The following is a 19,713-nucleotide window of genomic DNA, read 5'->3' as shown; positions in this document are numbered from 1 at the left end:
TGTGCAATTTATTTCCTATTCAAAAAAAGCATCCAATGCCAAAATAGCAGCGCCATAAACCTGACTTATTTCATCATTTCTGCACAAAGATATATCGTTATTCTTTCCATACTGCTCATATTGATGACATAACGTATGTAACTGCATTAATCCCATACTACCTGCCGAACCTTTTAGTTTATGAGCTAATTGATTCACTTGATAACAATCTTGATTTGAAATTGCCGTTTGTAACTCCTCTAAATTTTCTTTAGAAGACGTTTTAAAAACACCAGCAATTTTGCGCATTCGATCTTCACCTAATACGTTAATATCACCTTGCAATACTTTTTCATTTAGTATCATTTCATTTTCCTCTGTTTCTATTCCAGCTTCGGTATCTAATTGTAAACTTGGAATAATGACAGGTGCTTTCAAATTTAATTTCCCATCATTTAAGATGCGATTCAATGTGCTTACTAATTGATTTTCAACCAATGGTTTTGCTAAGAAGCCATTAAAACCAGCAGAAAGATAACCCTCTACATCCTCATGAAAAACATGAGCAGAAACCGCTAACATTGGGAGTTCGTCTTGGTGGTCACCTTTTGTCGCATAAATTTCTCTTAGGCGTTTTTGTAAGGTTACACCATCCGTATCAGGCAAATTAATATCTAACAAGAGTAAATCAAATTGATGATTTTCAATGGCTTCTTCAGCTTTTTTACCCGTATCAACAGCAATAACATGATGTCCTAGGCGTTCTAGAAAACCGATAGCAACCATCTGATTAACTGGATTATCTTCCACTAAAAGGATATTAACAGGAGCTATGTCTATTGTTGTTTTATCATCACTCAATGACTCAATAGGCTGACCTTCATCAAGCTCAAGTGAGAACCAGAATGTACTACCTTGCCCTTCTATTGAATCGACACCAATCTCGCCATCCATCGCTTCGATCAGACGTTGACTAATGGCTAGGCCTAACCCTGTTCCGCCACTGACTTTCATGCCCTCTTCAGCTTGCGTGAACACGTCAAACAAAGTCGCTATTTCATGTTCAGCAATCCCAACACCGGTATCAATGACTTCAAATAAAAGCGTCGTATCCAAAATAAGACTTAACTGAATCGTTACGCTACCTGTATGAGTAAACTTAATTGCATTGCCCACAAAGTTATTTAATACCTGACGAATACGCGAACAATCGCCTATCCACCACTCAGGGGTATCAACTGGAGCATTAACCGATAATATAATGCCTTTTTGTTGTGCTCTAGAACTGAATAAATGATGAACATCCGTGATCATTGATTGAACACTAAAGTTCTTCTTACGAATGGATAAATGTCCTGCTTCAATTTTTGAGTAATCAAGTATGTCGTTCAATAAATCTAATAGATTTTCACCACTACGATTAATGATATCAACATACTGTTTTTGTTGAGCAGTTAAACCGCTCCCACGGAGCAGCTCACCGGTTCCAAGTACACCATTTAAAGGCGTTCGAATTTCATGGCTCATAGTTGCAAGGAACGCTGATTTTGCTCTGTTTGCTTGCTCTGCGAGATCCCTTGCCTTATCGTGGTTAATAATCTCGACATTAAGTCGCTCATTACTCGACTTAAGCTCTTGAGTTCGTTGTGCTATTTGTAATTCTAAGCTGTCTTTATATTCTTTGAGTTCTTGAGCTGTATCTCTAGCAATAAGGATTGAACGCCCCATACGAGCTAACTCATCGTCACCTGTTGTATCTAATTCTATATCTAATTGACCATTAGCTACGTTAGTGATCGCTTCTTCATATTGATTTAATCGTGTAATCACACGAGCATAAACATAACGCCACATAATGTAGATAACGAGACATAAACCAAGCATTGTTATTGATATCAACAATTGCTGAACAACTTTCAATACAAAGTTAACATCAGCGACCGCTTGTTGAGTTACATCATTTGCCTGTTCAAGTAATTGTGAAATAGTTAAATTAAGCTCTTGAAATTTATGAACGTTCTCATCACCTAACAACTTTAGTTTTTGATTGATATTAACCAGTTGAATTAACTCATTAAACAAACGCTCACTCTTTGTTAAATCATTAGCTAGATCAAGCATTTGCTTTGTTCTGCTTGGGTCTTCTACCGCTTGTACCCTACGAGTTATAATGGTCATATCACGAGTAAAATCTTGTCTTAACTTCTCTATTTTTTTGATGTTATGACTGTTTCTTGCATCATCTATCGTATTGACCACTTTAAAGGTAAGTAAGCGTAATTCATGCAAACGCTCTGCTAAATCCAAATCCGTTTCTACTAGGGTATCTAATGCTTTATAGACCGCTTCTTTTTCGCCATTTTCAACTAAATCATAAATCTTCACGACATTAGCGATCGTAACAGTATTTGAATTTAATACTTGCGAACGTGATAGCTCCTCCAAACGAAGAGCGGTTTCGGTTAACTTCTGGCTCTTCTCTTGAATAGTTCGATGCAGAACTACTTTCTCACCAACGCCTTCACCCATTGTTGCCAAGTTATCGACAATGTCCTGAACTTGAAGATCTAAACGAGCTAATAACGCTTTATCAAATGGGTAGACACCGAGACCTTTTAAACGGTGATAAAGACTCTCTATCGACTCAAACAGATCTTTGCCGTATTTTTTTCTATCGTCTTCAGAGTCAACTTGCGAGAGTAATTGAGATGTTGAAATGATCTTTGTACTTAAATCTGAAATGTAACGAGCTTCAATAACCGCTGGTATTGCCGAATCAATTACCGTTCTTTCTGTTTTTTCTACGTATGAAAACCCAAGAACACCAACAACCGATCCAAATGCCATAAGCGCAATCATCACCATGAATGTGATAAGCAGCTTGCGACCGATCCCTGTAGAAGCAAATAACATAATATTGAAACACTTTGGAAAAAGAAGTAATGCGGGTATCATATCACCAACCTAAAGCCAGTGCGAAGATACCATGAAGCTTACTTTTCATCTTATATACATTATTTTATTCTCTGTCTTTTTATCGCCTCTTGCTCACGCAAAAACGCCTTGGAAACTGTGTGCTATTTATCCACATCTAAAAGACTCTTACTGGCTATCTGTTAACTATGGAATGGTAAAAGAAGCTAAAGCTCAACATGTTGAGTTAACCGTCTATGAGTCTGGTGGTTACCCTAACGTTGAACGACAGACTCAACAAATCGAACAATGTGTATTAAATGGTTCTAATGCGATCATTTTGGGTACCGTTGACCCTATGGCTTTTCAAGATAACCTTATTACGCTTACAAAAGGGATACCTGTTTTTGCTACCGTGAATCAGCTAATTAGTTCCTATCCTCCAGCCGCCCCAGTTCATCATGGTGAAGTCGGTGTTGATTGGTATGAAATGGGCTATAAAACTGGTGAATTTTTAGCAAAAAGACACCCGAAAGATTCTGGCATCACTTATATTGGCTGGCTTCCAGGCCCTAAAACTAGAGGTGGGACAAAACCCGTCACCCAAGGTTTTAATGACGCTATTAAAGACAGTGATATTATCGTCAGTGCAACATACTGGGGTGATAACAGCAAAGAATTACAACGCAACTTAATTCAAGATGCTCTGCAAACAGAGAAATTAGATTATTTGGTTGGGGGCGCTGTCGCAATTGAGGTGGCAATAAGTGAAGTCGCAAGTCGAAAAATGCAAAATCAAGTGGGTTTAGTCTCAACTTACTTAAGTCATGCTGTATATCGCGGTTTATTACGTAATCGCGTGTTATTCTCCCCCACAGATAAAATGGTATTACAGGGACAGCTTAGTATTCAACAAGCGGTGAGTTATCTTAATAAGCACCCGCTACCTTTTCAGTTATCACCAAAAATTGAAGCATTAACGCCACAGCATTTACCAAAAAAAGTTCTTGAAGAGTCACTCTCACCAGCTGAGTATCGCCCTACTTTTTTCGTATCATCTGAAAAACAATAATTGAAACAACGCTTATATAGTGTCATAAAATTGAGGTATAGACGTTGTACCCTCTATAAATTGTACCCTGCTATCAAATAGGAATAAGGAATATCAATGAATAAAACAACAAGGGTCATGCCTGCACATAAACACATTGCATTAGTTGCTCATGATAATTACAAACCAGAATTATTACGTTGGGTAAAAGAAAATAAAGACGCCTTACAAGGTCATTTTCTTTATGCTACGGGAACAACTGGCCGCATTCTAAGTAAAGAAACAGGCTTAGCAATAAAGAGTTTATTGAGCGGTCCTATGGGGGGAGATCAGCAACTTGGCGCTCTTATTTCTGAAGGAAAAATCGATATGATGATTTTCTTTTGGGATCCTCTAAACGCCGTACCGCATGATCCTGATGTAAAAGCACTTCTACGCATTGCAACGGTATGGAATGTTCCAGTAGCAATGAACCGTGCAAGTGCCAAATTTATGATTTCTGCTCCGCAAATGGAAGAAGAAGTATCAATCGAAATTCCTGATTATGATGCTTATTTAGCTGAACGCGTTTAGCCTAACAAAAAAACAGCCGCTATTTTCGAGCGGCTGTTTTTTATTGTCTTTAAATTATTCAATTATCACTGGATAGTCTTTATCCACGATCTCTTGTACAAATGGAGATGGTTTACCATGATAAACAATCCATACTTTTTTCTTTGCACGAGTTAAGGCGACATAAAATAATCGTCGTTCTTCAGCATATGGATAGCTTTCTGCATGAGGAAGTAAAGCCGCATCTAGCGACTCCGCTCGCTCTTTCATCGGAAATTGTCCATCCGTCATCTCGACAATAAAGACATAATCCGCTTCTGTCCCTTTACTAGCATGACACGTATTATATTCCAAATTCAAACCAGGGTAGAACTTAACCCACTCATCAAAGCTATCAGGCTTATGATTATGGTTACGGCCAAGAATCACGACTTTTTCGCCATCACGAATGTTTTTAGATAATGATAAGAGCTCTTTTTCTATAGATTGATGCTCTATTACTTTCACTGCCTTTCTTTTCTTTTTAGTGAAACTATTTAGCTCTTTTTTAAGCTGCATAGGGTTCTCTTGAACAAAGCGATTTGCTACCGCCCCTATTTGATCATTAAAACGATACGTTGTCGATAAATGAGCAATTTGTGTCGATTGAAAACGATTTTCAAACCCTGTAGTTAGCGACACATCTGCACCAGCAAAACGGTATATCGCTTGCCAATCATCACCAACAGCAAATAGCGTAGCCTTAGTTTGATGTTTATTTTCGGTGTGACAAATGGCTTCAATCAAATCTAAACGTTGCGGTGAAATATCTTGATATTCATCAACCATTACAAATGACCAAGGCAATTCATACTTGTTATCAGCAATGTATGCTTTAGCCTTAGTAATCATTGATTCATAATCAATAGCACCTTCATGTTTCAGCGTTCTTTCATACGCCTTAAAGAATGGCCAAACAATATTCAATTCACTTTTTAAACGCTGCACATCAGGATGAAATTCAATCTTTTCAACAATGCTTTTCTTATCTAATTGCAGGCTATTTAATTGGCAAATTTGTTTATAAAGCCACTCTTGTAACTTTTCATTGTGCGACTCTTCTCTTAAATCAACATCACCACGCAAATAAGCAATTGGCCATTTCTTAAGGTGCTTCTTCCAACGGTTCATCGCTGTTGCATTTTTCCATTCGGAATCCAAAACATGAACAAACCATTCTTTACGTGCTTTAACATCAGTAACTAAGCATGATAGCTTTGGCTGTTGGTATTCAACATGACGAATAATATCTAAGCCCAATTGATGAAAAGTAGCGACTTTGACTCGTTGGCCTATTTCAAAACCGAGTTTATCAATGATACGCCCTGACATTTCTTGTGCTGCTTGACGACCAAAAGCCAATAACAAAATTTCGTCGACTTGAGCTTGTCCACTTTGAATTAAATAATTTACACGAGCAACCAATACACTTGTTTTACCTGAGCCTGCACCAGCTAAAACTAAGGTGTGATCTTCATTTAATAACAAAGCACTTTGCTGAGATTCATTTAGTGGCTGTGATTCACACTCAGAAAAAAACGTTTTCCATTCTACTTTTTGCTCTTCTAACCAATTATCATTCAAGACTTTTAATTGTTCTTCTGGTTCAGTGAGCCAATCAATAACAGGTGCAATACAGTCAGGTTGAAGCTGTTCAGCTAAGGGAATGGATATCTTCGTCTGCTCGAAAAGATCATATAACTTTTCGACCATCATTAAAGCTTCTGTTTGTTTTAAAAAGCGCTTATTTGCACTAAAATCTTCAATTAATTCAATCATCTGTGGTTGCAGCTGATTTAACAGCAATACTTTTGATTCTTTCCAATCAGCATAAGCATTTAACACTGCATTAATTATGGCGTCACACTCTTCCCATGGAAGTCCAGATACTCGCCATGCAACTTGTTCATTACGATTATAAAAACAAAGCGCTCCCCAAATAAGGCCTCTTTCAAAAGTCACTTTTCCGCTCCATTTATCAAAAGGAACAGATACTTGATATTTATGTGAGGTAAACAACAGCTGCTCTTGCTCTAATTCAAGTTGATAAAAGTCACCTTGAACTAACCACTGAGCGAAAGGGGTTGCTTTGATCTGCATGATTCAATACTACCTAATTAATATGACACTATGAGAGTGTTTCATTTCACGAATTTGCTGAAGAGGTCATAGGATATCAGGTTCTTTTTTTGTTGTCTCAGATCAGTATTAAGACAATGATTCAGATTTAGGCTCTTTCTTCTCTGTATGACTTTGTTATGATAGGTTTTTTCCCTAAGCAGAAAGTAATATCGTGACTTATCGCCAGATTTTTCGCCAATATTGGGCCAATAAAACCATCAATTATAGTATCAGGGTATTACTCGCTCTTGTTGGTGCAGTTATTCCCTGTTGGTATCTTGAGCAAAATACGGCAATTACTCCACTCATTCTTGGAATTATTGCGGCCGCATTAGCTGAAACTGACGATAAACTATCCGGAAGACTCAAAGCCTTATTCTTCACTTTCATCTGTTTTGCTATTGCTGCTTTCTCCATTGAGATTCTCTTTCATACACCAATTTTATTTGCGATTGGATTATTTTGCTCAACCATTGCATTTATTATGCTTGGAGCTCTAGGTCCTCGCTATGCTAGCATTGCTTTTGGCTCACTACTTATCGCTATTTATACCATGCTAGGTGCTGCCGAAAGTCCAAATCTTTGGTATCAGCCAACCCTTTTACTAGGGGGTGCAGCTTGGTATTACACTATCTCGTTAACATGGCAAATATTTTGGCCATTGCAGCCAGTTCAACAAAACCTAGCAACTGTATTTGAAACCATGGCTACGTACTTAAATAGTAAAAGTGAGTTATTCCATCCTGTAACCAATCTAGTTCCACAGCCTTATCGCCTTCAAGAAGCCAAAAATAATGCTCAAATGGTAACTGCACTTAATAATAGTAAAGCATCGTTATTAACAAGAGCAAAGCGTGGCCATGTGGTTGGTGCTAGCGATAAGTTTTTAAAAATATATTTTATTGCACAAGACATTCATGAACGTGTAAGTTCTAGTCATTATCGCTATCAAGATTTAGCCAATACGTTTAATCGCAGTGATATTTTATTCCGCTTTAAACATCTACTGCATAGCCAATCATTAGCATGTAAAGAAGTTGCTCGCTGCTTATCTCTTGGTTTGCCTTATCAACATGATAACGCTTCTATTTTTGCTTTAGATGAATTACAGCAATCACTTATTGCATTAAAAGAGCAACAAAAACCAGAATGGCGGTTATCTCTTATTCAATTGGATTACCTGTTTAATAACTTAGCAACGGTTGAGCGCCAATTTGCTAATATTAGTAATCCAGAAAGGGCATTAGAAACAGAAGAAGATACAGTTTTAGCAGATCAAGGCGCTCACACTCCTAAGGCCATGTGGCAACGATTAAGAGCTAACTTAACTACGGATTCAGTCTTATTTAGACACGCTATTCGCATGGCGTTAGCCTTAACTGCCGGTTATGGCATTATCCAGGCATTTGAATTAGAACGTGGTTATTGGATTTTGCTCACTACCCTATTTGTTTGTCAGCCAAACTACAGTGCAACTAAAGAAAAACTTGTGGCACGAGTTGCTGGGACTTTAATTGGTTTATTAGCAGGAACAACTCTACTAGTTCTATTTCCATCTTTAGATAGCCAACTCGTATTAATGGTTATTTCTGGCGTATTGTTCTTTGCGTTCCGCCTTGCTAACTATGGATTTGCGACTGCCTTTATCACGATGCTTGTTTTATTCTGCTTTAACCAATTAGGTGAAGGTTACGCAGTCATTTTACCAAGATTAGGGGATACTCTCGTTGGCTGTGCTCTTGCGGTATTAGCGGTAACTTATATTCTTCCTGATTGGCAAGCAAAACGTCTAGATAAAGTTATGTCTGATACGGTGCATGCTCACCAAGATTACTTATCGAATATAATTTCTCAATATCGAGCAGGAAAGAAAGATTCTCTTCAGTATCGTTTATCACGCCGTGAAGCTCATAATAGCGAGGCGGCACTTAGTTCGGCGATCAGTAACATGTTGATTGAACCTGGGAAATACCAAACGGCTGTCGATGAATCCTTCCGCTTTTTATGCCTTTGTCATGCGATGTTAAGCTATATATCTGCACTTGGAGCTCATCGTATGCGTTTAAAAGATGAAGAAACGCATCAATTAGTTGCTGAATCACATCGTATTATTCATGCTCATTTAAATCAGATTCAATGCCAGTTAAACAATACTGATTGCAATGATAAACTAAATACCGTTAAAGAAGAGAGTATCGAAAAACGTCTTTCAGAATGGCGTGATGAAGATGAAAACTCAATTAGAATGGTATTGCAGCAATTGCATTTAATTCACCAAATATTACCTGAAATGCATACTTTATCTGCTTCACTAAGCACACAAATTCACAAAATGAAAACAAGTGCTAAAGTTTGAAGTCGATCTGTTATTCCGGTCGAATAATTGATGTTTCTCAATTATTTTTAACGCAAGACGCCTACACTATTATAAAGGGAGTTCATATTTGGACTCCTTAATTACCAATAATAATTGGAGGCGCCATTATGAAAAGTATATTTATTGCTGCTTTTGTTGGAATTTCAAGCCCTGATCTTATCAAACGCCTAGCGTCCGTTACTCATGAAGAAGGCGGCAAATGGCTAGTGAGTAAAATCCACTATCTAGATACACATATTTCTGCCGTAATTAAAATTGAAGTCCCTTCCGAACACAAACAAGCAGTCCAAGATTATTTTCTCGCTCAAGATGATCTAATGGTGACCTTTAGTGATGTTATTGATACCACAGTTCAAGATACACACAGCAAATTAAAAGTCGACTCTGAAGATAGAGCGGGTATTGTTAACGATATTAGCAATATTCTTCAAAATGAAGGTATTGAGCTAATAGATATGGACAGCCATCGTATTGGCGTTCCTGCTAGCGGTACAAGCGTATTTACTGCAACTCTTAGCCTCAAGTTACCTGCAGCCGCAAACATTAATGATCTTGCTGCTGAAATTGAATCCCTAAGTGAAGACATGGTCGTCACTGTTATTTAATTTACTATATCGCAAACATAAAAAAGCTCATTCATTTCTGAACGGGCTTTCCAGTTTTTTGGTATGAGCGGAGCGACACTCGAGGTTCCCGATCTTCAAGGCGTTAGGCGTAACCTCAACCTTAGCAAGATTACGCTCTACCAACTGCCCCCTCGACTCAAAGAGCATGAATCGAACCTCTTTTAGCTATATCACAAACGTAAAAAAGCCCGTTCATTTCTAAACGGGCTTTCCAGTTTTTTTGTATGAGCGGAGCGACACTCGAGGTTCCCGATCTTCAAGGCGTTAGGCGTGACCTCAACCTTAGCAAGATTACGCTCTACCAACTTCCCCCTCGACTCAAAGAGCATGAATTGAACCTCTTTTAGCTATATCACAAACGTAAAAAAGCCCGTTCATTTCTGAACGGGCTTTCCAGTTTTTTGGTATGAGCGGAGCAACACACGAGGTTCCCGATCTTCAAGGCATTAGGCGTGACCTCAACCTTAGCAAGATTGCGCTCTACCAACTGCCCCCTCGACTCAAAGAGCATGAATCGAACCTCTTTTAGCTATATCGCAAACGTAAAAAAGCCCGTTCATTTCTGAACGGGCTTTCTTGTTTGGAGCGACACACGAGGTTCGAACTCGTGACCTCAACCTTGGCAAGGTTGCGCTCTACCAGCTGAGCTAGTGTCGCATTTGCTGCTCTATCGAGTCAGACTTTAATAGATGGTGCCCCGGGCCGGACTTGAACCGGCACAGCGCGAACGCCGAGGGATTTTAAATCCCTTGTGTCTACCAATTCCACCACCAGGGCACGCAATTTCTTGCGATGCCGATTACTGAAAAGTAAAACACCATCTGTAATTATCGCTATTGCAATAATTTTTAATTTGGAGCGACACACGAGGTTCGAACTCGTGACCTCAACCTTGGCAAGGTTGCGCTCTACCAGCTGAGCTAGTGTCGCATTTGCTGCTCTATCGAGTCAGACTTTAAAGATGGTGCCCCGGGCCGGACTTGAACCGGCACAGCGCGAACGCCGAGGGATTTTAAATCCCTTGTGTCTACCAATTCCACCACCAGGGCACGCAATTTCTTGCGATGCCGCTTACTGAAAAGTAAAACACCATCTGTAATTACCGCTATTGCAGTAACTTTTAATTTGGAGCGACACACGAGGTTCGAACTCGTGACCTCAACCTTGGCAAGGTTGCGCTCTACCAGCTGAGCTAGTGTCGCATAATCATTCATAAAGAATGGAGGCGCCTCCCGGAATCGAACCGAGGTCCACGGATTTGCAATCCGCTGCATAGCCACTCTGCCAAGGCGCCTTTGTTACCTTAAGTATTCAGCAACTTAATTCAGCGCCTTCCTCTTGGGTACGGGATGCATTCTACTGATTCAGCACTTAGAGTCAACACTATTTTTCTGTTTTTGTTTCGTTTGAATAAAATGCGATCAAAATGAATAGAAAACAAACGAAAACAGGCTTATTTAAGATGTTTTTTTTCTGAATAACTGCTCTTTTATCATTCTGAGATTAAAAAATCAAAACGATAAAGTCTGTAATATCAGCTGACTATACAAAATAATATTTCAAATATAAAAAAAGCGAACCTAAGTTCGCTTTTCAATTCATTTATATCTATTCGTCTGCATTAAGTAGATCATCTTTTGCTGCAGCTAAGTACTGCACCATCGACCAATATGTCAAAATGGTTGCAATATATAGAGCGGCATAACCTAACCAGATCATCCAATCATCGTAACGCCAAATAAGAACCCAAAGCGCAAACATTTGAGATACAGTTTTTACTTTACCAACCCAAGATACGGCAACACTTGCTCGTTTTCCTATTTCAGCCATCCACTCTCGTAATGCAGAAATAATAATTTCACGTGCAATCATTGTAATCGCAGGGATGGTGATCCAAATTGTATGATAATGCTCAGTAATTAAAATTAAAGCAGCAGCCACCATGACTTTATCAGCAACTGGGTCTAAAAAAGCACCAAAGCGAGAAGTTTGCCCCAGTTTACGAGCTAAAAGTCCATCTAACCAATCAGTAAAACCTGCAACCCAGAATACCATTGCAGCAGCTACAGCTGACCATTCATAAGGCAAGTAGAACACAACAACAAACACAGGGATCAGTGCTAGTCGGATAAACGTGAGTATATTTGGTATTGTTAATCGCATAAATAATTCTTAAGTTTTGGTCCGCGAGTGTATGGTGCGCTTTTTTTACCCGTGTTTCAACGCATCATGTATTTTTTCTGCCAAAGAATGGCTAATGCCCGGCACTTTGGCTATTTCTTCGACACTTGCACTTTTTAATTCTTGTAGGCCACCTAAATATTGCAATAATGCTTGTCTTCGTTTTGGACCAACCCCATCAATATTTTGAAGGGTACTCGTTCTTCTTACTTTAGCACGCTGTGCTCGGTGTCCACCAATAGCATGATTGTGACTCTCATCACGAATATGTTGTATCAAATGCAAAGCTGGAGAATCACTTGGCATTGAAAATTCTTCTCCACTAATTTTCACTAGTGTTTCTAACCCATGTTTACGAGTAACACCTTTCGCGATACCAAGCAATAATGGTTGCTTAGGCCAATCTTCCCAATGCTTACTGATAACCTCATAAGCTCGATTCAATTGCCCTTTGCCACCATCAATAAAAATAATATCAGGAATTTTATCAATATCTAATTGTTTACTATAGCGTCGCTCGAGAACTTGCGCCATGGCAGCATAATCATCCCCACCAGTAATGCCTGATATATTATAACGTCGATACTCTGATTTTACTGGTCCTTCCTGATTAAATACAACACACGATGCAACTGTTTTTTCTCCCATGGTATGACTGATATCGAAACATTCCATACGCTGAATAGAAGACAATACTAACGCTTCTTCTAGTTGTTTAAAGCGCTGATACATTGTGAGTTTATGATTCGATTTACTGGTTAACGCCGTTAATGCATTGGTATCTGCTAATTTTAAATAACGCCCTTTCATCCCTTTAGGATTTAATTGAAAAATAACTTTTCGTCCAGATAATTCAGTTAATGCCGTTTCTAAGCTATCACTATTAAATTCAAAGCTAGTTACTACACGATTAGGGATAGTTCGACCTTGAGTATGATTTAAATAATATTGAGTCAAAAAGCTTAAAAATACTTCTTCTTTGTCTGTGTTAGCAGGAATCTTCGGGAAAAAACTACGACTACCTAAAATCTTCCCCTGACGAATCATTAATAAATGAACACACGCCAAGCCATTTTCAATTGCAAACCCTAAAACATCAAGATCATCACCACTGTCATCAGAAACATATTGTTGCTCCTGCACTCGTCTCATGGCCTGAATTTGATCTCGAATGATCGCAGCTTTTTCAAAATTCAAGGATTGGCTGGCAATCTCCATTTGCTCAACAAGCGTTTGAATAACTTGTCTATCCTTACCTTGTAAAAACAATCGAATAAAATCAGTCTGCTCTTTATATTCTTCATCACTAACAATCCCTTTAACACAAGGAGCTAAGCAACGTCCAATTTGATGCATTAAGCATGGTCTATGGCGATTTGCATATACCGAATCTTCGCATTGGCGAATAGGGAATAACTTTTGGATGAGGTGAAGACTTTCTCTAACGGCTCCAGAATCAGGGTAAGGGCCAAAGTACTCACCTTTTTTACGTTTCACACCACGGTGGATAGAGATCCTTGGATGCTTATGTTGTGAAATGAAAATATAAGGATACGATTTATCATCTCGAAGAAGCACATTATATTTAGGTAAGTATTGCTTAATATAATTGTGTTCAAGGATGAGAGCTTCTGTTTCAGAGTGAGTGACGGTAACGTCAACTTGATGAATATGGCTAACTAACGCCTTAGTTTTTTCTGAAGGTACATTACTACGAAAATAACTGGATAAACGTTTTTTTAAGTCTTTTGCTTTACCTACATAAATAACGTCAGCCTCGGCGTTATACATTCGATAAACGCCAGGCTGATGTGTTACAGATTTTAGGAACGCTTTTGAATCAAAGGAAGGCACTACAGCGTCTCAGCATCTAAAATACCATGACGAATAGCTAGATGAGTTAATTCAACATCTCCACTTATATTTAACTTACTGAATAAGCGATAACGATAGCTGTTCACTGTTTTAGGGCTTAAATTCAGTTGTTCGGAAATATCCGTCACTTTTTCGCCTTTAGTGATCATCATCATTATTTGTAACTCTCGTTCAGAAAGTTCTTTAAATGGATTCTCCGCGTCGGGCGTAAATTGACTTAACGCCATCTGTTGTGCAATTTCAGGCGATAAGTAGCGTTGGCCACTTTGTACCATACGAATCGCATTAACCATTTCATCAGGACCTGCACCCTTAGTTAAATAACCAGCAGCACCGGCTTGCATAACTTTAGTCGGAAATGGGTTTTCAGTATGAATAGTCAAAACTATAACTTTCACATCTGGGTTAAATCTTAAAATCTTTTTGGTTGCTTCTAAGCCACCAATGCCAGGCATGTTCATATCCATAAGAACAATATCTGCCTGCTCTGTTCGACACCATTTAACGGCATCTTCACCGCTGTCAGCTTCCCCTACTACTTTAATTCCACGGACGTCTTCAAGAATACGTCTAATCCCTGTGCGAACCAGCTCATGATCATCTACAAGGAATACTTTAATCACAACTGACACTCCGATTTAATCTACAGCCACCTCTATAATAGAGGTCTTAACTAACTGTCTATTTTACCTTAAAAAAATAGATAAAAGCATATTGATTATGCGTTAGGCCGCAAAGTTTTGCTATTAAAATGCTATTGACTTTGATCCGGTTTCTTCAATATACAATAAAAATAATTCTTAAAATAGACCTAATTGAGAGTTAGATAATTCATTAAAATCTAAACCGATAAAAGGGAGAATTCCATCCGCGATCGGTTTCAATTGTTTCTCTACATAATGGTCATAATCAATCGGATTATTTATATATTCAATCGGTTCAGGTCCTGCTGTGGTAATAACATACTCTATCCATCCACCATATTGATATTGAGGCCTTTTTCCTATTTGTTGATTCCGATAATCCGCTAATCGTGCCGCTTTAACGTGAGGAGGAACGTTCTTTTGGTATTCATCCAACTGTCTTCTCAAACGCTTTCTATAAATAAGTTGCTTATCTAATTTGCCCTGCTTAGTATCATCGACATATTGTCGGACGTATTCCTTTACATCTTGCTGATGAAACACTTTATGGAATAACGTTTTCTGAAATTCTTGTGATAATGGAGTCCAATCCGTTCTCACAGTCTCTAATCCTTTAAATACAATTTCTTCCTTACCTTCTTTTTTTACTAAACCAGCATAACGCTTTTTAGACCCAGTTTCTGATCCTCGAATCGTCGGCATTAAAAACGTTCGATAATGAGTTTCATATTCAATTTCTAATGCTGAATCAATTGCGTATTTTTCAGATAAGTGGGAAATCCACCACTGATTTATCTTTTCAACTAAAGATGAACCAATAGCGTCAGCTTCTTTAGATGACATTGATTGCCCAAGAGTAACAAACGTAGAATCAGTATCGCCGTATATCACTTCATAACCTTCAGCTTCAATCAACTCACGCGTCATTTTCATAATTTCATGCCCACGCATGGTTATTGAAGAGGCCAATCGATGATCAAAAAAACGGCACCCTGACGAACCTAGCACCCCATAAAATGAGTTCATTATGATTTTTATTGCTTGAGAAAATGCTTTTTCATTATTTCTTTTTGCTTCATCTCGAGCGGACCATAAATTTTCAATTAATTTAGGTAAGAAGTGTTTATAACGATGAAATCGTCCCCCTCTAAAACCATCAATGGCTTGATTATCTTCCGTACCTACTTCTTGTTTTAATCCTTCAATCAAGCCTAAAGGGTCAATATTAAAGGTACGAATAATCGAAGGGTAAAGAGACTTAAAATCAAGAACGATAACAGATTGATATAAACCTGGCTTAGAGTTCATTACATAACCGCCAGGACTTGCAATCCAATTTTCACTCTCTAAATTAGGGGCAATATACCCTGCTCGATGGAGTCTTGGTAAATACAAGTTAGTAAATGCAGCAACGGAACCACCAACACGATCAAGCTCAACCCCCGTTAATTTCGTTCGCTCAATCAAAAACTCTAATAGATGAGTATGTTCGAATATACGAGTAACTAAAACACAATCTTGAAGGTTATATTTGGCTAAAGAAAGTTTATCTTCTCGATACATTCGATTGATCTCAGACATTTTATCACTTTGATCATTAATCGATTTACCTTCTTTCAATAACTCTTGAGCTACGGATTCAAGTGACCAACTAGAGAAATGATAAGTCGCAGTTTTCAAGGCATCAATACCGTCTAGCACAACGCGTCCAGGAAAAGATAAAAAACCTTGTTGGCGATTTTTATCCGAATCACGCCAATAAAGCGAACTATTACCCCGACCAATACGAAAAGGTAATTTGTGCCATTTTGCTCTCTGAATTAATAATCGAAAATCAAAATTAATCACATTCCAGCCAATAATAATGTCTGGATCAAATTGATAAAACCAAGACTCTAAAGCAAGAAGCAGTGCTTTTTCATTTTCCACCCATTGAATAGACAAATCACTGTCTTGTGAGTCGCCCACCATGATAATACGTGTATCGAGTTCACTATGTAGAGCAATAGAATATAGAATGCCTTTTTCTGAGCACTCAATATCTAATGAAACCATACTAAATTTAGGTGAACGATCCGTCGTTTTAACTTTTACATTACGATATTCAATATGGTCTTTTTTTTGTACTGGGTTGCCAATAAATGATAGACCACCACAAATAAAACGTTCCATTAAATAACGATCAGCTAAACGAATATCGCTTTCATATATAGGTAGATGTAACTGATCAATAAGTTGCGTCGCTGATCGTTTCTGATAGGTATTTTTAAAATATAAACCGAGCACGGAATCATGATTAAATGTGGATAATGCCGTCGGTTTTATATGAAAAGGGATATTTTCTTTCTGTAAACAGGCTTCATACTGAGAGCGCTTATCTTCTAATATGAAGGTAACTGCATCTTCGTTTTCAATAAGTAAGTGTGCAATATGGTCATCACACTTAACCCAGAGATCGACTAAACTTTGATTATTAATTTCTCTAGTTTGACGTGTAAGCAAAAAACCCTGTTGAGGTGAATTCAAGTTATTAACCTATTTTTCGTTCAATTTTATTAAATTCAGCTACAACCCAATCTCCAAATTCATTAAGTAAAGCAAGTACAGAACGCTTTGGAACTTTGCGCCCTTTTAATAATAAAACCACGCGTTCTATTTCAGTCTGTTTTTCTGGGTAATATTCCAAAAATTTTCGAGCACAAAGTACAGGATGATCGTACCAACCTTTATCTCGATGCATAACTAAAGAGTAGCAGCTTCTTAATAACTTTTTGGCGATGGTTTTTTGTTGTTCAACCTGAACTGCCATATCTTGGCTAGTAGATATTTTTTTAATATAAACACCTAACCATTCTTCAATATCCATGTTCATATTTTTCGCGATTTCCCAGCTAGGCTCAAAATCACCAAAACGTTCTGATAAATCATCACCATAGATACAAACACAACAGTGTCTCAACCAGAAACCCCAGCTAAAAATCGACTCTAATTGCAACGCATCTGCCGCCTCTCCAATATTAAATGTAACTCCGGTAATTTGAGGGTATTTAGATTGGAAACGAATTTTAATTGTATTAATTAGCGTTTGTTCTTTATTGGTCAATGGTGCAGATGTAATAAGGGTAACGTCAAGGTTAGAACGGCCAACAATAGCTTCACGTCTAGCAACGCTGCCATATAAATAAATACTATGAACGGATTTCGGTGCAGCAGAGCGAACATGAGTAATTAAATCATGAATTACTGGTTCAAACTCATTTTGAAATGGAGAGTGTTTATCAATAATTGGTAAAGTAAAACGAGACAAAATGCACCCCAAATAAAGAATATTAAGGGGCTTATGATCGCGATTTAACATTAAAAAAGCAATAAAAAACCGGCCATTTAAAGCCGGTTTATTTTAAAATCTAACAAGTTATGCTGTTGCTGAGCGTCTTTTCGACATCATCATTAAAGCAAAACACGCTAAAACAAATGCAACACTTGCACCAGCAAACGCCACCAATACTGAACTTGTAAAACCAAGTACGATATAGCCAACAGCTGAAACCGCTGCAATGGATAATGCATAAGGTAGTTGAGTTGATACGTGATCAATATGACAACAACGCGCACCTGTCGAAGACAGAATCGTAGTATCTGAAATCGGTGAACAGTGATCACCAAATACGGAACCAGCTAAAACCGCACCTAACATAGGAAGAATTAATGCGATATCGGTAGCGCCAGCCATATCACCAGCGATTGGTAACATAATGCCGAAAGTACCCCATGATGTACCAGTACTGAATGCCATAATTCCTGACAATAAGAACAAGATTACAGGGATCCAGTGAATACCAATGCTACCTTGTGCCAAACTCGATAAGTATGTACCAGTTTTCATATCACCGATAACTGAACCAATAGTCCAAGCAAAGAATAGAATTAGAATAGCGCCAAACATTGATTTCGCACCAATCCACATTGTCATGCCTATATCTTTAACTGACAGACCTTGACGGAATACAGTAATTAGCGCAGATGCTAGACCAATTAAACCACCGTAACAAAGTGAAGCACCAACATCGGTATTTTCAAATGCGCCTAATATATTAAACGCTTTACCATCTGCGGCTAACGCTTCGCCGCCGGTATAAACCATGAAAGAGATCGTTGCGACAATTAATGTAATAATTGGGAAAATTAAGTCAGAAACTTTACCTGTTTCACTCTCAACAATATTTAATTCTTCATTTAAATCTTTCGATTCAGAATTAACGGCTTGATCATCAAAACCATTACCACGAGCGGCTTCATTTTCGTGGTGACGCATTGGGCCCACATCAAGTTGGAACCAAACAACAGCGAATACCATTAATAGTGCAAATACAGCGTAAAAGTTCATTGGAATTAAACGAACATAAGCACCTAGAGCAGAATATTCAGTCACACCATGTGAAACTAAAATGCCACCAATAATTGTAATGATGTACGCACCCCAACTTGATGCTGGCATTAATACACACATTGGAGCAGCTGTTGAATCTAGAATATAAGCTAATTTAGCACGTGATACATAAAAACGGTCAGTAACAGGGCGGGATATTGAACCAACGGCTAAGCTATTAAAGTAATCATCAACAAAAATAAACACGCCTAAAAAAGCTGCAAGTAGTTTTGCGCCGCGTTTACTTTTAATTCTTGTCTGTGCCCATTCAGCAAAAGCACGTGTGCCACCTGAAAGAGTTAATAAAGCTGTTGTCATTCCTAATAATATAAGGAAAGCAACAATGCTCATATTCCATGAGTTAATTGAACCGCCATCGATGAAAACACCTTTAACAGAACTAAACACATAAGAAGCGGTTCCTGATACGGAAAAGCTAGACAGCAAAATAGCGCCTAACACGATACCTACACCAAGAGAAAGTAATACTCGGCGAGTTAAAATTGCCAAACCCAAAGCTATAAGCGGGGGCAAGATTGAAATTGGAGAATTTGAAAAATCAGCTAAGTTCATGATCTACAACAACCAGTCTGGTTGGAGATCTACTGCAGATACGATAAATATCGTTATTAAGGAAGTGAATGAATAACATTCCCCTACAGTAGCGCTCCATAGTTAAAAAATAAAATTGACTATGGCAGTGTTATTCCTCTTCGAAATAACCCCAGCTAATACGCTCGATTAACGTAATTAACTTCGGCACCGACTCCTTTCAATTGTCGTCGTAAGTATCACCCTCTTACAATTTACTCTTAGGCGGTGCGCCTCTACCCATTTAGGTGCGGTTATTGTACGGATTGAAAACAATTTTGCAATACTATATCTGAGTATTTTAACATTAAGTTATCTAGCTAATTAGAATGAAA

12 protein-coding genes, 6 tRNA genes and 1 riboswitch are annotated in these 19,713 nt (G+C 38.2%); of the genes, 4 read left to right on the top strand and 14 right to left on the bottom strand.

From position 1 onward, the window contains the following. Positions 1 to 15 precede the first annotated feature (15 nt). Positions 16 to 2,892 (bottom strand): TMAO reductase system sensor histidine kinase/response regulator TorS, encoded by a 2,877-nt coding sequence (gene torS / locus HC728_RS08765; RefSeq protein ID WP_190395321.1) that lies wholly within the window; start codon positions 2,890 to 2,892, stop codon positions 16 to 18. Between the two features lie 73 nt (positions 2,893 to 2,965). On the opposite strand from torS, the gene torT reads away from it, so the two are divergent. Together torT and HC728_RS08755 are read left to right on the top strand one after the other, a co-directional pair. Further along, entirely contained in the window at positions 2,966 to 3,964 is a 999-nt protein-coding gene (torT, locus tag HC728_RS08760; protein WP_188863775.1) for a TMAO reductase system periplasmic protein TorT, read from the top strand. A 96-nt stretch (positions 3,965 to 4,060) separates the two neighbouring features. Continuing rightward, complete coding sequence (locus HC728_RS08755) at positions 4,061 to 4,516, top strand: methylglyoxal synthase (RefSeq protein WP_005419907.1); 456 nt, start codon at positions 4,061 to 4,063, stop codon at positions 4,514 to 4,516. A 54-nt stretch (positions 4,517 to 4,570) separates the two neighbouring features. On the opposite strand, the gene helD is transcribed toward HC728_RS08755, so the two are convergent. Then, the gene (gene helD / locus HC728_RS08750) at positions 4,571 to 6,634 is read right to left on the bottom strand and encodes a DNA helicase IV (RefSeq protein ID WP_188863776.1); all 2,064 of its coding nucleotides are present in this window, start codon (positions 6,632 to 6,634) and stop codon (positions 4,571 to 4,573) included. A gap of 193 nt (positions 6,635 to 6,827) precedes the next feature. Here helD and yccS point away from each other — a divergent pair, with 193 nt between their 5' ends. Beyond that, positions 6,828 to 9,011 carry a YccS family putative transporter gene (gene yccS / locus HC728_RS08745; protein WP_012533784.1) on the top strand — a complete coding sequence of 728 codons (2,184 nt, stop codon included), beginning with the start codon at positions 6,828 to 6,830 and terminating at the stop codon, positions 9,009 to 9,011. Between the two features lie 128 nt (positions 9,012 to 9,139). Further along, complete coding sequence (locus HC728_RS08740) at positions 9,140 to 9,637, top strand: glycine cleavage system protein R (protein ID WP_017019977.1); 498 nt, start codon at positions 9,140 to 9,142, stop codon at positions 9,635 to 9,637. Between the two features lie 602 nt (positions 9,638 to 10,239). Here HC728_RS08740 and HC728_RS08735 read toward each other — a convergent pair. The 12 genes from HC728_RS08735 to HC728_RS08680 all read right to left on the bottom strand — a co-directional run bounded on the left by HC728_RS08735 (position 10,240) and on the right by HC728_RS08680 (position 19,360). Next, positions 10,240 to 10,315, bottom strand: a tRNA-Gly gene (locus HC728_RS08735). Between the two features lie 33 nt (positions 10,316 to 10,348). Further along, positions 10,349 to 10,435, bottom strand: a tRNA-Leu gene (locus HC728_RS08730). A 77-nt stretch (positions 10,436 to 10,512) separates the two neighbouring features. After that, positions 10,513 to 10,588: transfer RNA gene (locus HC728_RS08725), tRNA-Gly, on the bottom strand. 32 nt (positions 10,589 to 10,620) lie between these two features. Beyond that, positions 10,621 to 10,707 (bottom strand) — tRNA-Leu (locus tag HC728_RS08720). A gap of 77 nt (positions 10,708 to 10,784) precedes the next feature. Next, positions 10,785 to 10,860 (bottom strand) — tRNA-Gly (locus HC728_RS08715). A gap of 18 nt (positions 10,861 to 10,878) precedes the next feature. Beyond that, positions 10,879 to 10,952 (bottom strand) — tRNA-Cys (locus tag HC728_RS08710). Positions 10,953 to 11,266: 314 nt separating this feature from the next. After that, positions 11,267 to 11,821 carry a CDP-diacylglycerol--glycerol-3-phosphate 3-phosphatidyltransferase gene (gene pgsA / locus HC728_RS08705; protein WP_005419911.1) on the bottom strand — a complete coding sequence of 185 codons (555 nt, stop codon included), beginning with the start codon at positions 11,819 to 11,821 and terminating at the stop codon, positions 11,267 to 11,269. 45 nt (positions 11,822 to 11,866) lie between these two features. Continuing rightward, positions 11,867 to 13,693, bottom strand: a complete 1,827-nt coding sequence (uvrC, locus tag HC728_RS08700; RefSeq protein ID WP_065640813.1) for an excinuclease ABC subunit UvrC — start codon at positions 13,691 to 13,693, stop codon at positions 11,867 to 11,869. Further along, positions 13,693 to 14,337 carry a UvrY/SirA/GacA family response regulator transcription factor gene (uvrY, locus tag HC728_RS08695; RefSeq protein WP_005419913.1) on the bottom strand — a complete coding sequence of 215 codons (645 nt, stop codon included), beginning with the start codon at positions 14,335 to 14,337 and terminating at the stop codon, positions 13,693 to 13,695. The genes uvrC and uvrY overlap by 1 nt, the downstream gene beginning before the upstream one ends. Before the next feature lie 177 nt (positions 14,338 to 14,514). Next, positions 14,515 to 16,884 (bottom strand): DNA polymerase II, encoded by a 2,370-nt coding sequence (locus tag HC728_RS08690; protein WP_190395320.1) that lies wholly within the window; start codon positions 16,882 to 16,884, stop codon positions 14,515 to 14,517. Positions 16,885 to 16,888: 4 nt separating this feature from the next. Beyond that, positions 16,889 to 17,665, bottom strand: coding sequence for a nucleotidyltransferase (locus HC728_RS08685; RefSeq protein WP_005419915.1), 777 nt, complete (start codon positions 17,663 to 17,665; stop codon positions 16,889 to 16,891). Positions 17,666 to 17,773: 108 nt separating this feature from the next. Beyond that, positions 17,774 to 19,360, bottom strand: coding sequence for a Na+/H+ antiporter NhaC family protein (locus HC728_RS08680; RefSeq protein WP_065604914.1), 1,587 nt, complete (start codon positions 19,358 to 19,360; stop codon positions 17,774 to 17,776). A gap of 81 nt (positions 19,361 to 19,441) precedes the next feature. Then, positions 19,442 to 19,625, bottom strand: a riboswitch (Lysine riboswitch). Positions 19,626 to 19,713: the final 88 nt, after the last annotated feature.

The organism is Aliivibrio sp. S10_S31, from assembly GCF_014694495.1.
Taxonomy (GTDB): Bacteria; Pseudomonadota; Gammaproteobacteria; order Enterobacterales; family Vibrionaceae; genus Aliivibrio; species Aliivibrio fischeri.
This window is presented reverse-complemented; position numbering and strand designations above follow the sequence as displayed.